16 protein-coding genes are annotated in these 24,797 nt (G+C 44.5%); 12 read left to right on the forward strand and 4 right to left on the reverse strand.

All coding sequences use genetic code 11. The features are described from left to right. Positions 1-148: 148 nt before the first annotated feature. From IGI92_RS03320 to IGI92_RS03330, 3 genes are all read left to right on the forward strand, one after another. Positions 149-1,678 (forward strand): Spo0B domain-containing protein, encoded by a 1,530-nt coding sequence (locus IGI92_RS03320; RefSeq protein ID WP_008378028.1) that lies wholly within the window; start codon positions 149-151, stop codon positions 1,676-1,678. Next, positions 1,675-2,367 carry a response regulator gene (locus IGI92_RS03325; RefSeq protein WP_420694544.1) on the forward strand — a complete coding sequence of 231 codons (693 nt, stop codon included), beginning with the start codon at positions 1,675-1,677 and terminating at the stop codon, positions 2,365-2,367. Before IGI92_RS03320 ends, IGI92_RS03325 begins: the two co-directional genes overlap by 4 nt. Before the next feature lie 144 nt (positions 2,368-2,511). Continuing rightward, positions 2,512-3,075, forward strand: coding sequence for a hypothetical protein (locus IGI92_RS03330; protein WP_430608054.1), 564 nt, complete (start codon positions 2,512-2,514; stop codon positions 3,073-3,075). A 140-nt stretch (positions 3,076-3,215) separates the two neighbouring features. On the opposite strand, the gene IGI92_RS03335 is transcribed toward IGI92_RS03330, so the two are convergent. Then, the gene (locus tag IGI92_RS03335; RefSeq protein ID WP_430608056.1) at positions 3,216-4,715 is read right to left on the reverse strand and encodes a helix-turn-helix domain-containing protein; all 1,500 of its coding nucleotides are present in this window, start codon (positions 4,713-4,715) and stop codon (positions 3,216-3,218) included. A gap of 208 nt (positions 4,716-4,923) precedes the next feature. On the opposite strand from IGI92_RS03335, the gene IGI92_RS03340 reads away from it, so the two are divergent. The 6 genes from IGI92_RS03340 (at position 4,924) to IGI92_RS03365 (ending at position 16,214) form a co-directional block, all read left to right on the forward strand. Then, positions 4,924-7,488: a VWA domain-containing protein gene (locus IGI92_RS03340; protein WP_430608058.1), complete on the forward strand. Its 2,565-nt coding sequence runs from the start codon at positions 4,924-4,926 to the stop codon at positions 7,486-7,488. A gap of 397 nt (positions 7,489-7,885) precedes the next feature. Further along, a complete protein-coding gene (locus IGI92_RS03345) occupies positions 7,886-9,340 on the forward strand; it encodes a helix-turn-helix domain-containing protein (protein ID WP_430608059.1) in 1,455 nt (484 codons plus the stop codon). After that, positions 9,333-9,743 (forward strand): LPXTG cell wall anchor domain-containing protein, encoded by a 411-nt coding sequence (locus IGI92_RS03350; protein ID WP_430608061.1) that lies wholly within the window; start codon positions 9,333-9,335, stop codon positions 9,741-9,743. Before IGI92_RS03345 ends, IGI92_RS03350 begins: the two co-directional genes overlap by 8 nt. Positions 9,744-9,916: 173 nt before the next feature. Further along, complete coding sequence (locus tag IGI92_RS03355; RefSeq protein ID WP_430608062.1) at positions 9,917-10,696, forward strand: WxL domain-containing protein; 780 nt, start codon at positions 9,917-9,919, stop codon at positions 10,694-10,696. 224 nt (positions 10,697-10,920) lie between these two features. Further along, a complete protein-coding gene (locus IGI92_RS03360) occupies positions 10,921-11,970 on the forward strand; it encodes a DUF916 and DUF3324 domain-containing protein (RefSeq protein WP_430608064.1) in 1,050 nt (349 codons plus the stop codon). 20 nt (positions 11,971-11,990) lie between these two features. After that, complete coding sequence (locus IGI92_RS03365) at positions 11,991-16,214, forward strand: WxL domain-containing protein (protein WP_430608066.1); 4,224 nt, start codon at positions 11,991-11,993, stop codon at positions 16,212-16,214. A gap of 74 nt (positions 16,215-16,288) precedes the next feature. On the opposite strand, the gene IGI92_RS03370 is transcribed toward IGI92_RS03365, so the two are convergent. The 3 genes from IGI92_RS03370 to IGI92_RS03380 form a co-directional block, all read right to left on the reverse strand. Next, on the reverse strand, positions 16,289-17,788 hold the full coding sequence (locus IGI92_RS03370; protein WP_429967652.1) for a helix-turn-helix domain-containing protein: 1,500 nt from the start codon (positions 17,786-17,788) through the stop codon (positions 16,289-16,291). 206 nt (positions 17,789-17,994) lie between these two features. Further along, positions 17,995-19,779, reverse strand: a complete 1,785-nt coding sequence (locus IGI92_RS03375) for an ABC transporter ATP-binding protein (RefSeq protein WP_005231996.1) — start codon at positions 19,777-19,779, stop codon at positions 17,995-17,997. Then, the gene (locus tag IGI92_RS03380; protein WP_430608069.1) at positions 19,772-21,505 is read right to left on the reverse strand and encodes an ABC transporter ATP-binding protein; all 1,734 of its coding nucleotides are present in this window, start codon (positions 21,503-21,505) and stop codon (positions 19,772-19,774) included. Before IGI92_RS03380 ends, IGI92_RS03375 begins: the two co-directional genes overlap by 8 nt. 106 nt (positions 21,506-21,611) lie before the next feature. Here IGI92_RS03380 and IGI92_RS03385 point away from each other — a divergent pair, with 106 nt between their 5' ends. The 3 genes from IGI92_RS03385 to IGI92_RS03395 all read left to right on the forward strand — a co-directional run bounded on the left by IGI92_RS03385 (position 21,612) and on the right by IGI92_RS03395 (position 24,771). Beyond that, the gene (locus IGI92_RS03385) at positions 21,612-22,415 is read left to right on the forward strand and encodes a MerR family transcriptional regulator (protein ID WP_430608482.1); all 804 of its coding nucleotides are present in this window, start codon (positions 21,612-21,614) and stop codon (positions 22,413-22,415) included. Positions 22,416-22,514: 99 nt separating this feature from the next. Then, on the forward strand, positions 22,515-23,264 hold the full coding sequence (locus IGI92_RS03390; RefSeq protein ID WP_081116963.1) for a YczE/YyaS/YitT family protein: 750 nt from the start codon (positions 22,515-22,517) through the stop codon (positions 23,262-23,264). A 139-nt stretch (positions 23,265-23,403) separates the two neighbouring features. Next, a complete protein-coding gene (locus IGI92_RS03395) occupies positions 23,404-24,771 on the forward strand; it encodes an RsmB/NOP family class I SAM-dependent RNA methyltransferase (RefSeq protein ID WP_430608071.1) in 1,368 nt (455 codons plus the stop codon). Positions 24,772-24,797: the final 26 nt, after the last annotated feature.

Here is a 24,797-nt window from a genome sequence, read left to right on the forward strand (position 1 = left end):
GTTTCCAGTATAAGGAAGCGCTCACAAACAAAGAAGATTATTTAACTAATTTAATTAAATACAACTTAAAAAAAGACCTTCGGAAAAAGATTCCTATGTTAAAATGAGCGTGTAATGAACGCTTATTAGCAATTGAGGAGGAACGACTATGCGAGAGCGGCCAGTTCGGCTGTGGGTGCTGTTAGTAGGAATTTTTACCAGTACCTTATGTATCGTTCTAACATTATTTTATGTACTGATGATGATGGAACAAAAAGAGCAAATGCACCGGGATGAAGAAACGCTGCTGCTATCGATCGGTCGTCAGTTAGCATCAGAAGCGGAGGTCAAGCAAGCACTGCGGGAAAAGAAAGCCAGTCCCCAGTTGCAATCATATACCAATGAATTAGCAAAAAATTATGGGTTGGATTTTATTGTTTTGATGGATCAAGACGCTATTCGGATCACGCACCCAGACCCTGAAAAGATTGGTCAACCTTTTACAGGTGGCGATGAAACACCGGCAATTGAAGGCAAGGAGTCTCTCTCCATTGGCAACGGCACCTTAGGACAGTCCTTACGTGGGTTCGTTCCAGTGAAAGAAGATGGAGAACAACTTGGCGTCGTGGCATTAGGGATTAAAATGACTTCACTGCAATCGCTAATCTTACTATCGCAAAAAGGCTATCGGAAAGCATTGTTCATCAGTTTGCTATTAGGCGGGGGGATTGCATTATTCGTGGCATTTTATTTGAAACGACAACTGCATAATCTGGAACCGCAAGAAATCTCACGTTTGTTAGAAGAACGCAATAGTATGCTGGAAGAAACCAAGGATGTTGTTTTTGTCTTAGACTTAGCGAAGAATATCTTGCTGGCAAATCGAGCTGCCACGGCATTGCCGCTTGCTACTGCATCAGAAGATGGCTTGGTTGGCCAATCCCTGCTAACGATCTTGCCTGCTTTGCAGCACGTCGATTTTGACAAGAAGCAAGAGCGGTTAGTACAGCAAGAAGGGCAGGACTATGTCTTTTCATCGGCGCCGATCATCGTGAGAAATCAGCAGATAGGGCATATTATTTTTCTAAGAAATGCGACAGAGTCTTTATTTATTGCGGATCAGTTGGCAAATACGACAGCCTATGCGACGGCACTGCAAAGTCAAGCCCACGAATTTATGAACAAGCTGCATGTCATCTATGGTTTGGTGGATTTAGAAGCCTATGAAGAGTTGACGATCTATTTGGATGATATTTTGAAACCAGAGAAAGAATTTGCTCATCGGCTAGCGATTCTTATTAAAAATCCGTTGTTGGCAGGGTTTTTGATTGGCGAGCGGCAAAAATTTTTAGAAAAGAAATGCCAGCTGTTGTTAGAAATTTTTCCAGAGATTCCCCAAGGGGCCGTTGCACATGAAACCAAAGTCTTATTAAACCTTTATCAATATATTCATCATCTTTTGCTGCAAAAGCATTTGACTCAAGAGGTATTTATGAAAATCGAGTACCAAGAAAATCAGTTGCAAACGAGTTGGCAGCTAGCGGAAGAAATGTTGACACCCGCGGAACAAGTGACTTTACAACAAGTAGGCTATTTTCAGCAATTACTGCATGAAGTCAATGGGACCATCACTTTTCAGGAAGCGCAAGGCGTCCTAGAAGTGACGATCACGAATGATTATCGGAAGGAGCAGCTATGAAAGCCAATATTTTGATTGTTGAAGACGATCCGATGGTTCAATTTATTCATCGCAGCTATTTAGAACGTTTAGCGGTTTTTGAGCGAATTTTTTCGGTGGAAACAGTGGAAGAAGCGCAAGAAATGCTACAAAAAGAAACCATTGAGCTGCTCTTGCTGGATATCCATTTGAAAGATGGCAATGGCTTGGAGCTGTTGCAAACATTACGGGAACAACAACAGGCTGTGGATGTGATCATGATCACGGCTGCCGATGAAACACGATTGATCAGCCAAAGCCTACATTTGGGGATGCTGGATTATTTGATCAAGCCGTTTTCCTTCGAACGATTTGCCCAAAGTATCCAAGTATTTCAGCAACGACGCGAAAGCCTCAAACATCCACGGATCGCTCAGCAGCAAATCGATCTGCTGCTGCAGGGAAACCAAAAAAGCCCGTGGATCGAACTAGAAAAAGGGTTGACAGAAGACACGCTTCAGTTGATCCAAGAAACGATTTGTACTATCAAACAGCCATTTACAGTCCAAGAATTGGCGCAAGCTTGCGCATTGTCACATGTGTCGGTACGAAAGTATGTCGCCCACTTAGAAAAGACCAAAGCCATTCGCAGTGAAAATGTGTATACAAAAATTGGGCGTCCGTATAAACAGTATTTTTTGACATATGCAGAAAAGCAGACAACGGATTGAAAAATGAGCTCTCATTATCAGCTGCGATAAATGCATTTAATAATCAAAATACGAGTATTTTTCTATTTTTGTTAAGATTTTATGATTATTATTTCAATTAAACCTATTCTTTATTAGACTGATTGATAAAGAAGGAGGAATAAAATGAATAAAAAAACACTGATTTTACCAATAATCTTAGTTACTTTAACAGGGTGTGGGGCTCAAAATGAAGACGACACAGCACAAGCAGATACGGTTGAAGTGCCAACGATCAACCTCGCTGCAATCGAAGAAGCACAAGAAGCTTGGGCTGAGAGCATCGTAGCTATTGGGGAAGCAAGTATGCAGAGTGAGGAAGCTGCAGAAGAACAAGCTAAAGAAACCCTTGATACGTTGTATGCATTTGATGAAGGAACAGTCCTTTTTAAACCAACGAAAGCTGCTGAAATTCCTTTCCGCTCAACAAAGGAAGAAGCTTTGTCTTATTTCGTTGGTGGTGATATTGAAGAAGACAGCGGGTTTGCTTTAGAGCCGTGGACAAATGTACGCTTTGACAATCACGATACGATTCTAAATGGTGATACAGCACTTTCTTCAGGAAATTATTATTTTACATCCGGTGAGACCGGAGAAGAGGTAAAGGTCGAATATACATTTGGGTATATGTTGGATGAAGGCGGCAACGTTCGAATCCAGTTGCAACACTCGAGTGTTCCTTTTCGTTAAAGGAACTAGCAACAGATTTAACTATTGGTTGTATAAAAGTAATACTGTATTGAATGAATGAAACAAAACGAGACGACGAAGTACCTACTTTCATTACTTCATCGTCTCGTTTTGTTGGAGTGATTTGAGCAGAGCAATCATTATTTTTGCGATTGGAATACTTCAATCGCCTGATGAATTGCTAACAAATCAGGGACGGTGACTTGTGCATTGATCAATAGGACCGGTGCTTTTTCATAGGTTTCAGACAATGGAGTGGTGCTTAGACAGAGATCGTAGTCGTCGTCGATAAACTGATCACGAATATCAAGGTTGTAGAACCCTTGAAAGGGCGCTTTGATCAGTTCTCTGATGGTCAGTGAAATCGCCAGCGGCAAGTCTGTTTCCAGTTTGATCTTGATTTTCTGCTGAAAAGTAGCTGGCGGCAAAATCAGCGTCCACGCCATAGCGACATGAAGAGAAAATCCGCTTCGTTTCAGTGGCTCTTTTTGGTATAACGAAGTTTTTGTCACTAGCTTTTCGGCTTGCTTTTGCAAATCAGGAAAATGTTCTGCTAAAAACTGTGCAGTATTATAGCCGGCTAATGTATGGTCGACCGGTCCAAACAATTCGACAGTCAAAAGCCCATTCAAGAGGGTATTCACGATCCTACTTTTGCAAGGGCGGGTCAACTCGGATTTTGGTGCGAACGCGGTCATCGACCAGAGAAGTTTTTGGATGCTCGTCGTTGGTTTTTTTGGGGAAAACGCAGCGTCCAGTTGCGCATCGGCAAACGTTCGATCGAGATTCGATGCTAGCCATAGAAAACAAAAGCGGCGTTCATTCTCATCAAGAAAGAAGTGTTCCGCTAGTTCTGACGATAAATGGTTGTAGATGGCGGTCTCTTCATCAATCAGGGATTGAAACAGGGAAAGATCTTCCCCAATCAAAGGGGCTTCGATCGCTACTGCTTCTGCTGAAATCCTTTGTCCTTTGCGAAACCGCAAAATAGTGACAGCCAAAATGTATGTGGTCATTTTCAATTCGATCGGGTTAAAGGGAATCTGATTGTTTTGGTAGAAGTCTTGTGCGATGGTTTCACATTTTTTCTGGGAAAGACCAGTAAAGGGCCAATGCAGACCGGCAAATGTTCGCCAAAAGAAGACCATCATAAAGTAGCGGATACGGGCTTCGCTGCCTACGAGTCGAACCGTCCCTTTTTGCTTTTGCAGCTGAAATCCCAATGGAGCAAGCAGTTTTTGCAACGCATAGATTCGTTTACGAACGGTTGATTCGGAGAAGTAATGGTCAGCGGCGAATTGGATCAAATTGATCTCACTTTGCAGCAAAAGGGTTTCCAGTAAATAAAAAAAGGGATTCGCTTCCAGCAACTGCCGACTCAATCGCTTGTAGTCTCGCTTAGTCCCAATGAAGGATAACCCAAAGCCGTGTTTGGCAACCAAAAGCGGTGAGGGATCGTCTTGTAAGGAAAGCGAGCGTTTGCTTAAAGTGTCGAAGCTTTTTTGGATGGAGCGGCGATCCAAAGCCAACGCTTGACTGATCTCTTCAATGGGAACAAAACGTTTTTGAAGATACAAAAACCGCAACAAGTCGATATCTCTCTTGAGAGTGTGTCCAAAAAATGGATAAAACCGTTCCATAATTCAAGCTCCGTTCTAAAGGTTTCTCTATGTACTCGATTCTCTTATGATAGCACAAAAAACGTGATTTTTTTGTAAATGAAATCAGCAATTTTTTGTCTCCTTTTCGCAGCAAAACCTTCTCTACTGTTTTCTGACAAAGACTCGCTTTCCTCAGCATTCATGGATCTGCTGAGGAAAGCAGTGCGGAAATAAAGGAGCGAAAGTGATGAAACACAAAAGAGGTTGGCAAAAGTATGCAGGGATTTTTTTCCTATTGTTGATGGGGGTTCTCATGGGCAGTCTGACTGTAAACAGTGAAACCACCACGTATGATTTTGACTATCAAACTGATGCGACCGGACAGTATTTGACAAATGGAACGGCTCAAGGAGATACGTACAACTACAAGTATGGACAGGCGCCGGGGGTTGCTTTTGATGAAGAGAACTATGTCAATTATGCAGATGAAGCTTATCTGAAAAAAAGTGTCAAAGAAGCTGCGGACCAAGGACTATTTGATGTAACGTTAGCTGTCAAAGGCAATCAGACCAGTACCCCTGTTGATCTGGTCATGGTGATCGATTATTCTTCCTCCATGACTGGAGAAAAATTAACCAACGCCTTGTTGGGGCTGCAACAGTTTGGAAATGAATTAGCTGATTCGCTAGCGAATGGCTCCATTCGGATCGGGATCGTTGCCTACAATCGAGAAGTTTACACTACCAACGGTTTTTCTACCGATATCGCCTACTTGGAACAATTTCTGCGTGAGACGGCCGAATCCCATTCTGGAACTTTTATGCAAAAAGGCTTATTGGCTGGACAACAACTGTTACTGGAAGAAAGTCGTCCAGAAGCGGAAAAGCTGTTTATTCATATCGGTGACGACAGTGCTAATCGTAGTTATTTGCCAGTAGATGAGGCAGCGGTTTATCAAAATACCGGCGCAATCAGTGACTATAACGGTTATCACACGGAAAGCTATATTGAAGAATTTCAAACGTCAGCCACTGCTTACCATACGACAAGTAAAAATCCATCAGATTCGCAAGCCATTCCTGTTAGCAACACTGTGGTGACAGACGAGACCCTTGGCACGATCGTCGCGCTTAAAAAATCTGGTTTTACCTATTATTCGGTAGCAACGGCGCCTTCCGCACGAGGGGAATACATTGGGCGCAATCTGGCGTCTGCACCGAGCAATTACTTAACAACGGATGAAAACCTGAGCGGATTGGGTTCAGCATTGACAGAAATCGCCAATCATATCGATAAAACCATCCCTGACGGGACGATTACAGATCCGATGGGAGAGGGCATTCTTTTGCAAGGGGCAGGTAATTTTGATGCTGATCAGTATCAGTCAGTCGGATGGCGCAAAAATGCGCAAGGAGAGTGGGTCGAGGCGCCGGAAGTTGCAACTGGAGTAACCGTTTCTGAAAAGGATCAGACTATTACCGTCAGTGGGATAGCCTTAGGTGAAAATGAAAAATTGACCTTGACCTACCAAGTTCGCTTGAATACGGAAGCCCCAGATTTTAAAGGAGAGGCGTGGGTGTTGTGCAATGGCCGTACGACCTTAACACCAGCAAGCGATGATGAAGCGTTGGATTTTCCGATACCTTCCATCAAGGCACCCAATGTTTCCCTTGCTGTTCTCAAAAAGTGGGTCAATGTCTCAGCAGCTGAGATTCCAGACCAAATCGATTATCAAGTCAAAAGAACCACCACTACGGCAGCAGACAGTTGGCAGCAGTCAGACCGTTTGACCCTTGAAAAAGCCAATGATTTTCAAGCATCATTAACAAAGATACCCGTTGCTGGTCAAATGGCAGACTTACCAAAATACAACAATCAAGGGGAAGACTTCGTGTATCAGGTTGAAGAAGTCAATATCCCCGACGGCTTCGAAAGCAGTGTGACGACTGAGGGAGATACCCTTGTAATCACCAATACAAAAAAAGAAACCGAACCAAGTACAACGGAACCAAGTACGACGGAGCCAAGTACAACCGAGCCAAGTACAACCGAGCCAAGTACCACGGAACCAAGCACAACCGAACCGAGCACAACGGAGCCAAGCATTACCGAACCAAGTACAACGGAACCAAGCACAACGGAGCCAAGTACCACAGAACCAAGCACAACCGAACCAAGCATTACCGAACCAAGTACAACGGAACCAAGTACAACGGAGCCGAGTACAACGGAACCAAGTACAACGGAGCCGAGTACCACGGAACCAAGCACAACAGAACCGAGCACAACCGAACCAAGTACAACGGAGCCGAGTACAACGGAACCAAGCACAACAGAACCGAGCACAACCGAACCAAGTACAACGGAGCCAAATACCACAGAACCAAGCATTACCGAACCAAGTACAACGGAACCAAGTACAACGGAGCCGAGTACCACGGAACCAAGCACAACCGAACCGAGCACAACAGAACCAAGCACAACGGAACCAAGTACCCCAGAACCAAGCATTACCGAACCAAGCACAACGGAACCAAGTACAACGGAGCCAAGTACCCCAGAACCAAGTACGACCGAGCCAAGTATAGCAGAACCAAGTACAACGACCACAAACCATGACGGTGCCACGCTAGTAAATCCCCATGAGAGCCAGTCTACTGAAACAAGTGCTAGTAGCGAAACCACGAAATCTTCCAGTCAAGAAAAAGCAAAGGCTCTTCCTCAAACGAATGAGCAACGAGCTGCATGGCTGGTGATTCTAGGCGCAATCATGGTAGGCGGTGTGTTTACAAGCGTACTGAAAAGGAAATAGGAGTTAGCTCTAACTTATAATTCTATAAAGTCAGCTAGACAAGTGTCTAGCTGTTTTTTTGTGCTTTAGGCAGTTGAAATCGGCGCTGTTACTAAAAAAGCTGCGGCTTATTGGTGAGTACAGCTAGCAATTTATAAAAGAGAAACAATAAACAAAAACGTGTCTGAATTATTTAAAATAACATCTAATATTTACCGTTGAGAGCCCGCAGAACAAATGATTCTTTGCGGAAAGTCAATATTTTTGCACCCTCGTGTGCAAATGCTGGATAAAAAATAGGTGGTAATTTTGTTAGAATCAAACAAGAAACATTGCAACGATTCGAAGGCAGCACTAAAGGAGGGACCTACGATTTGATGGAAAATTTATAGGAAATTTGCTAAAGGAGATTACGCCCGTGAACAGTCTTACATTCCAATTGGTAACGAACTCAGTGAATCGAAGAAGCCTTATACTATTGGCGTACATGGAAAACGAACAGATTTTGAGTGTCAAACAGCTCTCAGAAAAAGCAAGTATTTCTCGGCGGACGATCTTAACGGACTTAAAAGCACTACGCACATTTTTTGGTGATGCGATCTCTCTTGAAGGGACCCATCACGGGATGAAGTTGGTAATCAATGATCATGGTGAATACTATAAAAAACGACGCTCCTTCTATGAGCGAGAACCACTTATTTTATTAGTACAAGCTTTTTATGCGGGACAAACGTTTCCTTTTTTAGCTTGGATTCGAGCCATGCATATTTCAGAATCAACGGCAAATCGACTCATAAAAAAATTACAGCTGATTCTTGATGAATACGGTTTGGTGGTAACCAAAGCACCGATTGGGCTGATGGGAGAAGAGATCAATCAGCGAAAGTTCTTCTGGGATTTTTATTGCGAAACGCACTATTTTGAGTTGCCGGTCATTGAACATCAGCTTCAAGAAACGCTTTTAAGAAGAATTGAGCAAAACGTGGGGATCGTTTCAAGAAAAAAGGTAATCAATATTATTCGTTTGTCTGTTCAGCGTACCACTTTTGGAACCTTGATATTTGATCCTGAGATCCTAGCATTGATCCAGCAAGATCCGCTTTTTTTGACGATCAGTGAAACACTTCAAGAAAGCAGCAGTCTCCAACCCATTGCGAAAAAACGGCTCGTTCAGGAAGCGTGCTTTATTTACTTAATGCTTTATGCGCAGTGGGCGCTTCGAGGGAAAACGAGGATTCCTCTCAATACCTTTTCAAAAACGAGTAAGCGATTCGTTGAACTCTTTGTTGCTTTTTTTGAACAGCACAATACTTACCTTGACGAGCCTTGTGGAATTCAACAGGTCGTGGAAGATTTTTTAGTCCGGCAATATGCAAAAGTTGGCTTAGCACCTATCCACCTAAAAAATCCGGATAGTACGAATCAATTTGTGTTTTCTTTGCCTTTTGATCTTTATGAGCCTTTGATTAGGTTTATGGAAGTGAATGAGATTCCGCAATGTTTCAAAAATCAATTTTTGAGGGACTTTTGTTGTTCCTTCGTTCTCTATCTTTTTGGCAATCAATTGATCCGGGTTTCACAAAAAATCGTGGTGTTGCTTGCCAATAATTATGTGATCGATGAATGGGTCTATAGTATTTTTGAACATCATTTTAGTGGTCGAATGGCTGTGCTCTATGAAGAACAATTAACATCGGAACAGATCAACCAGCTTGACTGTGATATTTTGATCACCAATATCATTCCATTTGATTACTCCATAGAAAAGCAACCGCAGGTATTTTTTTTGCCTAAATACATTGGGTATAAAGAAGCGATTAAAATGGTTGTCTCCATCCTAAATGAAGGATTGGAGGACTTCGTTTGTGTCTGAAGTATGTTTTTTGGAAGAGAAAAAGGAGCGAGAGGAAAATGAGGGGGAATACATGGCGCTTCGTAAATTGAGGTATTTTATTGTACCAATGTTGCTGTTAAGTTGTCTGCTAGTCGCTGATTTCGTAGAAGCCAAAGAAGTGTCCACCGCTAGAACAGAAGGGGTCATCCGTTTTGTTGGTGGTCAGGAACCTGAAAAGCCAGAGCCAAAACCGCCGACAGGGGAATGGCGAGCACCTGAAGAAGATTCGTCTGATAGCGCAAAAAATGATCGTTTTCCGCAAACGAACAGTCACCAACAACTGCTTATTCGCTGGATAGGTCTGCTGCTCGTCCTCTTGAGTGTGGTCGCTTACTTGAAACGATGCGCACGAAGATCAGCTAACGAGAAAAATGACCTTTAGGCAATACGGTCGCACGCTTGTTTTAGGAAAAGACAGTTGTGGTTTTTGAAGAAGTGAGAGGATTAGTAAGCCAACTGGCAACCAGTTCTAGCGAAAAAAGGTTTATGCATCAATCAATAGTAATCATCGTAGATTCTTTCTGCGAATAATAATAGTAAAAGGAGTAATTTTTTATGAAACGTATTTATTTAGCAACAATCGGTGTCATGAGTATCGCTGTGTTATCTGGGGGAGTGACCGCAGCAGCAACCCCCATCCTGGAAGGAAATACCGAAAATGAAGTAGATTTCATCCCTGGGGAGGAGGAAGAGATCGATGTTGAGTTACCTGAAAAAGAGCCAGAGGTAGAAATTGATCCGATCGATCCAGAGGTAACCGGTCCGTTCACTTTGGTGCATGTGCCAAAGCGCTTCGATTTTGGAACCCAATTGATCAGCACAGGCCCTGGAAAATCCGCAATGCTTGCAGAGCTGGAACGACTGTCTGATGGGTCAGGAACCGCACCATATGTCTCTTTTGCTCAAGTATTGGATACCCGTGGTGGACACAACGGCTGGACGTTAAATGTCGATTTGGATCAATTTACAAGTACAGATGCCACTTCGAATCATGTATTACGTGGGGCTTATATCGAATTTCAAAATCCACAGATTCGTTCGAATGCATTAGATTCGGTTACTTTCCCAACAGCACCTAGCGATCAATTTAACCATCAAACCATCGATGTTGGAACGGAAGGCAACACCTTGATGTCTGCGGCTCCTGGCCAAGGGGCGGGACTTTCAACGGTTCAATGGGGCAATCAAACCCTGCTAAATCAACAGCATGCAGCTGGGGAAGAGGATATTCTCAATGAAGCGATTTGGCTCCATATACCGACAGGAGCGAATCCGCAAGCAACCGCTTATACGGCTACTCTGACTTGGCATTTAAGTGCCACTCCTGGGAATTAAGGGATAAGTTTTATGGAAGAACACAGCAAAGAAGCCAGTCTTTTAGCTTGGCTCAGAAGCATGAATAAAGGCACATGGTTTTGACGAATCATTTTACCAGTAAGCGCGATAGCGAATGATCAGCGTATTGCGGATAGGAAAAACGAATTGGGAAGTGAGTAAGGGATATAGGGAATAGGCAGGAGACGAGTTGTTCCTGCCTATTTTGAAAGGAATGATTCATTATGAAGACACAAAGCAAGAGATCAATCAAGAATAGGCTAGTAGCTGGGTTTGTTTTACTGGTGATGGTACTCGTTGGATTGCCGATGACAGGTTGGGCAGAAACACAATCAGAATTGCCATTTCATGTGGTCCCCAATTTGCCGAAAAGCCAATTGCCAGATGGGAATAGTGGCTATTTTGATCTAGAACTAGCACCAGGGACCGATGATGTTCTGGGGGTGACGATTCAAAATCGCGCGGAAAAGGAAATCACGATCGAAGTTTCCGCACATACGGCGTTCACTAACGGAAATGGCGTCGTGGAATATGGCAAAGATGCCGCAGAACCTGATCCGACTTTGCCTTATTCGATAGCTGATCTAATCGGATCACCTGGAGAGATTATTTTGTCAGCTAAGGAAAAAAAGACGATCGAGTTACCCATACATATGCCTGAAGAAGCCTTTACTGGTAGTCTAGTCGGCGGTTTACGTATTCGAGAGGTCATCGCAGAAGCGACTGGATCAGAGGAAGAAGGTGTTGCGATCCAAAATCGGTTTGCTTATATTCTAGGCGTTGTTGTCCGCAATGAAGCGTCTATTATTGAACCAGAGCTTGCGTTATTGGATGTGTTTGCCGGTCAAGTCAATTATCGCAATGCGTTTCGGGCAACGCTACAAAATCCGTTGCCGCGTTTTGTCAATCGACTAGAGGTAGAGGCAACTGTTCGACGAGCGGATCAGGAAGAAGTCTTATATGAGGCGCAGCGTGAAGGGATGCAAATGGCGCCAAATTCACATTTTCATTTTCCCGTTTCATTACAGGGGGATCGTTTTTACAGCGGAGAATATGTAATGAGCTTAACAGCTCGAGCTGAAGGTGAGGAGTGGACATGGGAATATCCGTTTACTGTGGAAGCAGACACAGCACGACAGTTGAATCGTGAGGATGTCACCATTGAAGAGGGGCAAAACTGGTGGTTGATCAGCGCATTAGGACTAGTGATCCTCCTTCTTGGAATAATCATTTGGCTGTTATGGAAGAACAAAAAGCCGACCATGGATACGTAAGAAGTAAAGGAGAGCATGGAATGAAAAAGCAAAACTTGAAATATTGGATTCGCTTGCTGCTTGTTTTTATGGGATTACGCTTGATGAGTGTCCCCCTCATCGTTGTTTTTGCTGAAACCGAGCCGCCATACCTCGCACAACCGCTAGCGGATGATGGAGTTCTGGGGGAGTTTGCCACAGGAACATCTGAGCCTGAAGGGACGGTGCAGTTCAAAGAGCCTAAATTTGCTGGTACGGTAGGTCAACCGCTTACGATCGATTTGGTCAGCGACCAAGCCGTGGCAGAAATCTTCCTAGAGTTACCAGCAGAAGTCAAGCTGATGACTGATGTATTGGCACCCGGACAAACAGCAGTAAAACAAAGCGATCAATGCTGGCAGATCAAAGCAAGTCAAGCACGGCAGACATTTTCTGTTTTGATCGTTGCCGAACTTCCTGGAAGTTTTGTTATAGCCAGTGCAGGGAGCGAAGCGATCGTTGAAATAGCTGCTGCAGAGACAGACACTGAGGAAACACCGAAAGACTTGGAAAATGAGTCCTTAGAATCGCAAGAAACGGATAGTGATCCTGCTGAAAAAGTAGCAGACATTGAGCGTCCGCAGGAGGAGTCAGCGGTACAGGCGGCTAGTGAGATCGTACCAAGCGCCTTTGATGGTGGCACAGCTTACGTAACGACCATGGCGGAGTTTATTAGTGCTTTACAAGATCCAGCCGTATCCATTCTTTCCTTACAAGCGGACCTTGTCCAATCTACTTCCAGCATAATGACCATCAATCGTCCGATAATGATTCAAGGAAATGGTCATGCATTGACCCTCAATAACAATAGTGCTTATTTTCAATTATTAACCGTTAACGAAGAAACGATTTTTCGTATCGAAAATCTCACATACCAAAAAACAGGCACTACCGCTTTGATCCAGACCACCAATGCGTTGAGTAAAAACTGGGTCGTTGAACTAGAGGAAGTAGAAGAAGCCTCGGAGAATCGGTCACCTTTTATTTTAGCACGAGAAGCGAAGGTTCACTTTACTGGTGGGATCAATCGCTTCGAAGCAATGACGATGGCTTCCGATACCTTGTTCAATCTGAAAGAAGTGGAGGTCGGAAATCAAGCGCAAGTGATTATTAATAAGCCGAATATGTGGATTTTTTATACAGCACCAGATATTCAAGATCCTAGGTTGTTGATCGATGAGGGTGCGCAAGTGAGCATTACTACGCGACTAGGGGATGCGAATACAATCGATTTACGTGGCGATAATGGTCAAATGGAACTCAATCATGGTGCTCGTTTAACTATTCGCAGTCCAGGAACGACTGCTGCTCCGACCAATGGTAATAATAATGCCGTTATTCTGTCTGGGAGAAATCCTCGCTTTATTGCAGCAGAGAATTCAGTTTTTTCAATCGAGGTTACAGAAAGAAAACGCGGGCTTGTTCTGACTGGAGAGCAGCCAGAATTGACGATCCAATCTGGTGCAAACGTAACGATAAACACAATGAATGCGAGCGCCATCCTCTTAAATGGTTTCTTTCCTTCTGCTACGATCGCAGGAGATGAAACACAAGTACGGGTGAACAATGAGACGGCGGCAGATGCCAATGCGATCGAACTAGTAGGAGACAACAGCAATTTTTATCTTTCTGATGGTGGTACGCTCATTGTAGAAAGTCAGGGAGCAGCCACAGCAATGTCGGAGGAACAAAATATTGCACTATTTATGAAGGGGGCGGATCCAACAATGGTTGTGGGGGATGCTGCCTTATTGCAGATTGAAACGACACAAAGAAGGCGCGGCGTATTTCTGACTGGTGAGAATCCTAAGTTGACGATCCAGAACGGTTCAAAAGTACGCTTGACCGCCGAAAATGCGAATGCTTTACGGGTCAACGGAAAAAATGCCGACGTCACCTTTAGTGGCGAAGAGACACATGTACGGATTTTCAGTGAGATTGCAGCGGCAGAAGGAGCAGCATCCTTTGTTTTATCGACACCGTCGAATGCGGCAGAAGCTGGCGCTCTTACTTTGAGTGAATCAGCAGTCTTAGAGGTCGAAAGCATCACTGCTAGTGCGATCAATATCACTAGTCTGAACTTTACTTTTAAAGTTCAAAGCAATGGACAATTAATAGCTAGCAGCCATGAGGCTGACGGGGACCACGCAGTGATTCGATTTTTATACTTCGGTTTGGTGACCTTTCATGTAACGGATGGCGGAATAGTAAAAGTTCGTAAAATAGGGGGGAGCGCACCCTTGATCCGAATTCCTAGTGGAGGAAATTCTTTTGAGATCACAGAAGGCGGCATCGTTGACCTTTATAATCCGGGAAACGGCAGCGCGCATGATGGGAATGTCGCTGGAGGAAATCAAGGGATTTTTTATGCGAGAGGCATCCATGATAACGGGACAGAGAATAATTTTTCAATCGTAGGTGTCGATAGTAAATTTATGTGTGTAGCAGATAGTGGTCCGGGGATTGACATGCATACCTATTTCAATTCAACGATCTACGTTGAACAAGGATATTTCCAAGTGGAAGGGCGGACAAGTTCCCCGAATGGTGGCGTGTTTCGTTCAGGTAAACTATCTGTCTTCTTGAACGATCCAGTCTTTTTTGATTTTCGTAATGAGCGGCTTGATGGAGGAAACATCTTTAGTGTTTCTAATCTTTCAACTTTAACAGCGACGAATAGTGACTTAGCTGTTTGGAAAAACGGGTCAAATCTCTTAGGAGATCCCGATCTAAATTTCCCAACCCTCGATTTTGCTTTTTCAGGAGCTGATTTTGGCACGTTAGGTTTGACGAATAAACCAGAGATATTGAATACGGAGACCTTTGGCAATCAGGGACTGACAGCGTACTCTCGAGTAAGTTCAAACAATGCGCGTTGGGCGATCGTCGATGAGTTACGGGTGCCGACGAATGCGGACAAAAAAATTCATGGGCGAGTCAGCTTGCCTGTTGGTTTTGATGGCACTCGCCCTGCTTGGGATGATGAAGCGAAAGTGACCGTTGAAATTGAAACAGCAGATGGTGAGAAGGAAGAAGTCACTGCGAAAACCGTCGGACATACAGAAGAAACACCGGGGATCAGTATCTATGGAGAAGAGCCGCAAGGAGGGATTTTTGAGATTCCTCTTGAGGCTCCTTTGGAAGCAGGAACCATCGTCCGAGTCGTCGCTGTCGAATTAACCAACGGCGAACTGACAGAAGGTGCCCAACATCAAATACGGACCGAGTCTGTGCAGGTTTTCCCTATTTTGCCGCCAACGCCCGCAGCTTTTGCTTCCTACGTACTTCTTGAAGAAACAACTGAGATCCATGGCCACACGGAAGACAAAGAGGTTGAGCTAAGTGCTGCACATAATGGTGCCTGGTTTGATACAGAGGCGGTGGTTATCGATGAAGATGGAACATTTACGATTGATGTAAGTGATCGGCAGTTAAAAGCGGGGGATGAGATCCAAGTCTTTCTGAAAGATTCTGCTGGTTCGGCAAAAGAAGCTGGAGTGATCAATCCGCCGACAACGAATGACGAACACGGCAATCAGAATCCAGCCTCAGAAGTTGTTTTTCGGGACGCTGTGTTTCCCGCTGCAACTACCCTGCGAATCGCCCAGACTGGACCACTGCCACCGGTTGATCCATTAGAACCGGATGTAGAAGTGAATCCAGAAAATCCGTCGGTCATTCCTGAGAACCAAGGGTTGCTCAGTCTTGATTTTGTTTCCCAGTTCCGATTTGGTCAGGTGCCGATCCGCAGTGCCAAAGGAACGTATCACGCACTGCCTCAGCATATGAATCTTGCCGAAGGGGCAACCGAAACTAAGGAACGTCCGAATTATGTGCAAATCACGGATCAGCGTAACGATGTAGAAGAGACGAGTTGGCGTTTATCGGCGACTCTTGATTCGCAGGGCTTCCAAAATGAAGACAATGAGCCCTTGATCGGTGCTCAAATCAGCTTAGCCAATCAACGGCTTATGACGACCTCAGCAAATTCCAATGCCAGTATGCCAGAGCTTTCCACGGTGAATGATAGTGTAACTTTGACGCCAGGTGAAGCGCAGCCTCTACTAACTGGCGACAGTCAGAGTACGGGAACATGGGTCTATCGTTTTGGTGATCAAGAGACGGCAGCCACCAGTGTCGCCTTGGAAGTGCCTGCTGGTGCAAATCCCAAGTTGGGATGGTACCGTGCAACGATTGAATGGTCGTTAAGTAGTGTGCCAGAGTGAAGAAAGAATACTAGTCGGCAATAAGAAACGAATGGAAAAGACGTGTGCGGCGTTCAAGTGCCGCACACGTCTTTTCACTTATAAAAGGTGCTTTTTTCGATGTTTCGCAACGCAAAATTATGGATGATTTTTGGGTTGATGATTTTCAAGAAATTGTTCCAATCATCTGCATCTGGGATCGATTTTATCAGGAGGCATTCAACATCTAAAATATACTCTTCCAAATACTCTGCGTAATTCGTCACGACTAGATCAATCTTGTTTCGTTCAACATAATCTAAAGAAAACTCACTGGAATCAGGAAATTGCAAAATATGATATCGACCAAAATATTTTACGGCAAAAGCATTGATGTGAAGACAAATATGCGCATCCCCCTCTAAAAGAAAAGCGATTCGGCGTGGATTGCCCCAGTATTTTTCTTTTAATCCTTCAAAGTATAAAGTGAAGCGGGCACTGATTGCTGACAGAGCGGTTGCTTCAAAGAGGGGCTGCCTAAAAAGAAACTCTGTATTTTCCTCATACTCTTTAGGGTATTGCGTTTGTGCGTAACTGGAAATTTCTTCCATACTTAGATTATAGGTAGGGGAAATCAGCTGTTTTATTTTTTCTGTTATAAAGAAAGAATGGAGAAAAATAAAATCTCGGGACTGATCATGATCGGATATTTGCTGAAACTGGCAAAAATTGGCAGTCAGTTCTTTTAGCTCAGGCCAATGGTCAAAGCGGTTAACAAATGATATTTCCCTGAGATAGTTGTTTATCCCACGGTTACTTGCTAGTAGAGCGAAAAGGTAGACCAGCTCCTCTGACGGTAAAGACAAGGAAAAAGCCGTTTGGAGTCGTTGATTGAGGGGCTGGATTTCTTGGAAGAGCTCATCTGCCAAGACGATCTTTTTTAATTGATCGGAGACAATGACAGTTTCTCCTGCTTGAGTACGCTCAAGGACAATATACAACCAATAACTGATATACCAAAATGAAGCCGTATTATTGGTTTTGCCGCGTATATTTCGAAAAAAATCTAAGACGATGTTTTGCACAGCGATCGTTGGACGTACCGTATGAGGCGTAGCGTCTGACTCATAATAAAAGGTATGAAAAAATTTGCGAATATCCGCTTCTGATCCGATCAGACGGAAATTCTTGTGATCAACAGATAACTGAAAGGGCCTCAGGGCTTTTTCAAAAAGCGTTAAATAGCGTAAAAGGGAACTTTCAGAAAGATAAAAATAGTCTGCCCATTCGGAAACTGTCCGATATTCTCCCTTAAACAGATGCTCAAGAATAACGAATAATGGTTCATTCTGAAGGAGCGCTCGTTTTCGTTCAAGATATTCCTTCGGTAGTAATTCGTGAAGAGAATAGCCATTCGACGTGGATTCGATCATTAAAGTACTTCCAAAGTAGCTCCGTAGCCCCTCCATATCATAAATGATCGTGCGCCGCGAACTCTGGACAGCTTTTGATAACTCACGATTCGAAAGGGTCTTATGCCGTTCCAAGAGATTCAATAGTTTCAACCAACGAATGGTGGTAGTAGAAGTAATAAACGTCATCTGAAAATTTTTCATTCATAACACTCCCATATGGTCTGTTTGGTGGATCGTCTCTCACGTCTGATTATGGAATATGGATACTGGCAAGGCAAGGGAAAGGTTTTTGGTAGGTAACAAGTGTTTTTTGTACAGGAACACTTGTGCTACTTAGGGATGAAAAGCAAATAACCGAAAAGTCCAACGATTCGTCATAGACATCGTTGGACCTTTCGGCTTTTTCATCAAGCTGTTGCAAACTGGCTGTTATATAGTTGGGCGTAAAGGGAATCTTGTGCCAGCAATTGAGTATGGGAGCCTTTTTCGACGACGGAGCCGTCTTTCATCACTAGAATCAAGTCGGCATTTTTGATGGTAGAAAGACGATGGGCGATGATAAAACTGGTCCTTCCTTGGGTCAAACGATCCATTGCCGTTTGGATCATTTGTTCCGTCCGCGTGTCGACACTGGAGGTGGCTTCATCAAGGATCAGGATCGTTGGATCCGCTAAAATCGCCCGGGCGATCGTCAATAATTGTTGTTGTCCTTGAGACAGTTCGCTTTCGGAGCCAATGACGGTATCGTAACCGTTGGGCAGGGTCCGCACGAAGTGGTCGCATTGGGCGGCTTTGGCTGCAGCCAAGATGTCTTCCCGAGTGGCATCGGGATTGCCATATGCGATATTTTCAGCAATGGTTCCTTGGAACAGCCATGTATCCTGCAGCACCATACCGAATTTTTTCCGGACTGCCGGTGCCGAAAAGGACATCATGTCTTGATCGTCCAGCAAAATCTTTCCACCGTTCAAAGGATAAAAGCGCATCAAAAGATTGATCATGGTGGTTTTTCCAGCACCTGTTGGTCCGACGATCGCCACCGTTTGTTTTGGTTTGACGGAAAATTCGACGTTTTCCATCAGGAGTTTTTCCTTGTTGTAGCCAAAGGAGACGTGTTGGAAATCGATTTTTCCTTTGATGGTTTGCGGTACCGGCAGTTGCTGGGTCGCTGTTTCTTCTTCAGGATAATCAAGGATCTCAAAAATTCGTTCGAGAGATGCTAAGGCACTTTGCAAGGTATTCATAATATAAGAAGCTTGCGTGATCGGTTCAGACACTTGGTTGATGTATTGCAGATAGGCTTGTACAAGACCAATGGATAATTGCCCTTGCAACACCATCAGACCACCAACGACGGCGCTTAAGATAAAGCCGATTTGATTGATAAAGCGCACGAAAGGATTGATAGCTGCACTGACGAACTGTGCTTTCCGAAAAGCTTTAAATTGAGCTTCGCTCAATTCCGCCATTTCCGCTTCAACGGCAATTTGCTGGTTGTAGGATTTGATCAGCGGATTTGCGGTATAAAACTCTTCCGCACGACTGCTGACTGCACCTAATGTTTCTTGGTTTTTGGTAAAGTAGCTCAAGTTTTTTCGTGCGAGAACGGTGGTCACAAAAGCACTCAAAAGCAAAATCAGGACCACACCGATCGTCAGTAATGGGCTGAGATAAAGCATGGCGATCAAGCCGAAGGTAATGCTGATGGTTGCGGTGATCAGCTGCATCAAACCGACTTGTAAGACTTCGGACACTTTATCTAAATCGAGAATCACTCGGCTTAAAATATCGCCGGTATGATGTTTGTCGTAAAAACTGATAGGCAGGCGATTGAATTTGTCACTGATTTGTTTGCGTAAAGTCAAGGTCAGGGTTTCACTGACACTGGCCATCGTATACTCTTGCAGCAAGGAAAAGAGACTAATCAAAAGCCAGGTTCCTGCTAAAAGGACGACTGGACCTAAAATACTTTGCCAAAAATCATTGATCTGCCAGCCTTCTTGTTGAAACAAGGCGATCAGATTATCCAGTCCACGTCCCAATATCAAAGGGGCGATGGACATTAGTAAGGAAAAGAACAAGGCAGAGACGATGATCAGCAGAAAGCGGGCTTTTTGTTCCATTAGTAATCGAAGTAGGCGCCGGCTTGTATGTTTCATGTTTTTTGGTGTATCCATTGTTTGTTTACTCATCCTTCATTCCTCCCATTCCTTGAGATGAGGCAAACTCTTGATAAGTTTGGCAAGTGCGTAATAATTCTTCGTGGGTTCCTTTACCGACCATCTTGCCGTTATCCAAAACAATGATTTGATCGGCATTTTTAACGGTCGATACCCGTTGAGCCACGATAATGACGGCGGCATCTTTCGTGTATTCTTTCAATGCACGCCGCAAGTTGGCGTCTGTTTGATAATCCAAAGCAGAAAAGCTGTCATCAAAGAAGTAGATTTCTGCGGGCTTTGTTAGCGCTCGGGCAATACTCAGCCGTTGCTTTTGACCGCCGGAGAAATTGCTGCCTTTTTGAGCAACCGGACTTTCATAACCTTCAGGCAAGCCTTCGATAAATGACTTGGCTTGGGCAACTTCAGCGGCTTTTGCCATCGCCTCATGGGTTGCTGGACGATTGCCGAAACGCAGGGTTTCGGCAATCGTGCCGCTAAGCAAGAGCGCTTTTTGCGGGACATAACTAATTTGGTCCCGTAATTCGGCTTGTGAGATCTCTTTGATGTTGCGGCCAAAAAGCGTGATCGAACCAGCAGTCACATCTTTGAAACGCAACAGCGCTTTGGCGATGGTGCTTTTGCCAGAGCCGGTTCCGCCAACGATCGCTGTCGTTTTGCCTCGGTGGATCTCGAAGCTGATATCTTCTAAGACGGGTTCTTCGGCGCCTTCATACGTAAATTGCACGTGATTGAAAGCGGCGATCGTTTCTGACAAGGCGGATTTGTTTAAGGTTTGGTCACCGTCAATCAAATCAATTGGTTCTTCTAAGACTTCTTCGATTCGTTGTAAGGAAGTCAAGCCTTTAGGCACCATCACGATCACCATCGCTGCCATGGTCAAAAACCAAAGGCTCAAAATCGTGTATTCGATAATGGCAGTAATACTACCAATAGCTAGGTGGCCCTGAAGACTTTGATAGCCGCCGTAGACTAGGATGGTCGAAATCGAGAGTCCCATTACTAAGTTGACGGTCGGATTCAAGACAGCAAAGAGGCGATTGACTTTAATCATGGTTTTCGCATATTCCGTCAAGGTTTGATCTGTCCGTTCTTTTTCGTAAGCCGCTTTGTCAAATGCCCGAATCACCCGAGCGCCGGTAAAGGTTTCTCGTAAGATCCGCATCATGTTATCGACTAGTTTTTGCGTGATTTGTGATAATGGGATCGCTTTGCGAATCACCCCATAAGCGATCATTGAAAAACATAGGATCGCTACGATTGGGACCCAAATCATCCGTAAAGAGACGGTGCCGGTTAGAAAAATCGAAGCTGCGACGATCATTGGGGCTGGCAAAATCATTTGCAGCGCCATCATCAAAATTTGTTGGATGTTGTTGATGTCGCTGGTGGTACGTGCCAGCAAAGTGGGTGTACCATAGCCATCAACAGCGGATACAGAGAGTTCTTGTGTTTTTTTGAAAAAGCGCATCCGCAAAAAATGCCCGAATTTTCCTGAAAGGTGGGCAGATAAATAACTACCGCCTACCGAGACGATCACGGTGCCGATGGCAATGGCAAACATCCACCAGCCATTGTGCCAAATGGCCGTCGTGTCGACTTTTAAGATCCCTTCATCAATGATTTTTGCCAAAAAATACGGCAACAAGAGTGTGCCGAAGGATTGGACTAGCATCAAAAGAAATAAACTGAAAAAGAAGCGTCGTTCTTCTTTATAAAATAACTGTAATTGTTTCATGATTTCCCTCCAAAAATGTCGTTCTATGGTAGAATAAACTGTAACGTTACGTTACAGTCAAGCAAGGAGTGAAATTTTTTTGAAAAAACAATTGACCATCAGTGAGATGTCCGCTTATGCTGGCGTGAGTCGGCGCACATTGATTTATTATGATCAAATCGATTTGTTCAAACCGCAATCGATTGGTGAAAACAGCTATCGCTATTACGGCTTTGAACAATGCCTTGAGTTAGACGTGATTTTGATGTTGCGTTCTTTAGACATGCCCTTGCAAGACATTCGCCAATTTTTGAAAAACCGCAACCCGGAATATACGCAAAAGGAACTTGTGGAACGGCGAGGACAAGTCCGTGACAAAATCGCTGCGCTACAAGAATTGGAACGAACCTTCGATCGCTACATCCAGCGCTATGAAAAAGTACAGAAAGCTGATTTTGAGACCTTTACGATAGCGCAGCACAAAGCAGAGGCGTTTATCGTTTCCGAAGAGATCGCTGGCGATGATCCAGAATCTGCTTATCAAGTGTACGCCCGTTTTTATCCGCTAGTGGATTATAAAGATGCCTTCAGTGGCTATCCCATCGGCTTTTTAAGTGCAGGAACGACGTTGGAGGATCAGACTTTTCACGCATCGCCTTATCGGGCATTGATCTTGATTCCCCAAGATCGGCTACATCTCTATCCGGAAAAGCTGATCATCACACGTCCCGCTGGTACGTATGTTTCTGGATTTGTCAGTGAGGGGGAAGAACAAATTGCCGCTTTTACCCACCGCATCCAAGCCTTTCTAAAAGAGAAGCAGTTGAAAATCGATGGCGATGTTTGGGAATTGTTATGGCAAGATGAAGTCTTTACCACACAAAAAGAATTGCAGATATTTGAAGTGATGGTTCCAGTGAAGCCCGAGTAATGGACGAGGCACGCGTATCTGTAAGAAACGAAAACTAAGATACGCAATAGCAATGGTTGTTGCGGGCATTTCAATGGAAGCAAAATGGAAGCAAAGGAGATGGACGAAGCCAGATCGTATCCCTACAAAGAGCCCTGGGAAGCGTTGAAATTCCCATTTTCCTTTTTTCTCGTTATACTTGAAAGAACAGATGAGAAAAAAGGGGAAATTTTAATGAAAAAAGAAACAGGATTACGCTCGCTTTATGCGTTGATTGGTGTCGCCATTTTAGGATTCGGGGCGGCATTGCTGCGGGTCGGCGGAGTAGGGCTAGACCCATACACAGCTGCCAATATCGGTGTCGGCGAGCTACTAGGGTTATCCCTTGGGGTCTATCAATTGATGATCAATATCGCTGTCCTAGTATTGATTTTTATCTTTGGCCGTCGCCATATCGGCATCGGGACGGTCATCAATATGGTACTGACAGGATTTTTCATCGACTTTTATACCAACGTTTTTGATTGGTTATCCGTCGGTCCCAATAACTGGTGGCAGCAAGGCTTGTTCTTGTTGATCGGGATCATCTTCTTTACCTTCGGTGCGTCGTTTTATATGTCAGCGAATTTGGGCAGCGCCCCCTATGACGCGATCGCCCCAACCATCGTCGATCAGACGAAAGCCAACTATCGAGTGGTGCGGGTGATTCAAGACGTTGCCTTTGCCTTGATTGGGCTCTTCACAGGCGGACCTATTGGAATCGGAACCTTCATCAGTGCCTTTTTAGTGGGCCCACTGATCAAATTCTGGGACAACCGTGTCTCTCAGCCATTCATCGAAAGCAGTGTCAAAAAAGCGATTTTTAAATAAAAAAGGTCTGCAGCAAAGAGAAGTCGAAGCGATTTAGTCGCCCACTTCACTCAGCTGCAGTTTTTTTGCCATTTGATCAAGGAATTCTTGCATAATTGCTTCTCAGTCGCTAGAATAAAAAAGCCGAGGAGGGGTAAGTATGCAATTACCAACACCATTTATTGAAAAATACCAACGGTTGCTAGGAGAAGAAGCACCAGCTTTTTTTACCGCTTTGACCGATAATCAGCCAGTCAAAGGCTTTCGCTTGAATGTTGCTAAGCCGCACGCACAAGCGATGCTGGCAAAATATGGATCAGCCGCTGTACCCGCCCCCTATGCAGAAGCGGCTTATATTGGCGAAGTCAAAGGCCGTTCGCTGCTCCATCAAGCTGGCTATGTCTACAGCCAAGAACCTAGTGCGATGATCGTAGCAACGATCGCAGCCGCTCAACCAGGGGAGCGGGTCTTAGATTTATGTGCGGCACCAGGGGGCAAAACAACGCAGCTGGCAAGCCAATTACAAGGGAAAGGGCTGCTTGTAGCAAATGAGATTTTCCCGAAGCGTGCCAAAATCCTATCAGAAAATGTGGAGCGTTGGGGCTTTCCGAATGTAGTCGTCACCAATCAGGCTCCACAAGAATTGAGCCGCCATTTTCCTCAGTTTTTTGACAAGATCGTGGTGGACGCCCCATGTTCTGGTGAAGGGATGTTTCGTAAAGATCCCGTCGCCTTAGAAGAATGGCAAGCAGATACACCTGATCAGTGTGCGATCCGACAAAAAGACATTTTGGCACAAGCCGTTGCGATGCTAAAACCGGGGGGCCAGCTGATCTATTCCACCTGTACCTTTGCCCCAGAAGAAAACGAAGCGATGATGGCTTGGTTAATGGAGGAGTACCCCTTCACGATCGAAGCGATCGACTTGGCCAATGTATCTCATGGGCGCAGGGAGTGGGGAGCTGCACCTGGGATTGAGAAAACCATCCGCTTATGGCCACATTTAAACCAAGGAGAAGGTCATTTCGCTGCGAAATTGACCTCGCTAGCAGAAGCAGCGCCAGTGAAAAAGAAGAAAAAAGGCAAAGGAGCGACAGCCAAGAGCCCATTGGATGCAACGACTCAAAAGTTGTGGCAAGCCTTTCGCAAGGAGTTTCCTTTTTTACAGGCACTGAATGCGACACCTCAGCTGCTAGGAGAAAACCTCTGGCTCGTTCCTGAAGAAATGCCTTCTTTAAAAGGGATCAAGTTTATGCGCCCAGGTTTGCATGTCGGCGTCGTTAAGAAGAATCGGATCGAACCTAGTTATGCGTTGGCATTGGCGATCCATGCAGAAGAAGGGGCACCGACAGTGCCAATCACTTTGCCGCAATGGCAGCAGTATGTGGCAGGTGAAACCATGAGCGTGCCAGGAAATGTTGGATGGGTGATTTTGACAGTCGATGAGATCCCCGTCGGTTTTGGAAAACAAGTCCAAGGAACTGTGAAAAACTTCTTTCCAAAAGGATTAAGATTCAAAGCGATTTAAACGAAATAGTGTTTTTATTTCAGTCC

Origin of the sequence: Enterococcus sp. DIV2379 (assembly GCF_050542965.1) — a bacterium.
GTDB lineage: Bacteria > Bacillota > Bacilli > Lactobacillales > Enterococcaceae > Enterococcus_D > Enterococcus_D entomosocium.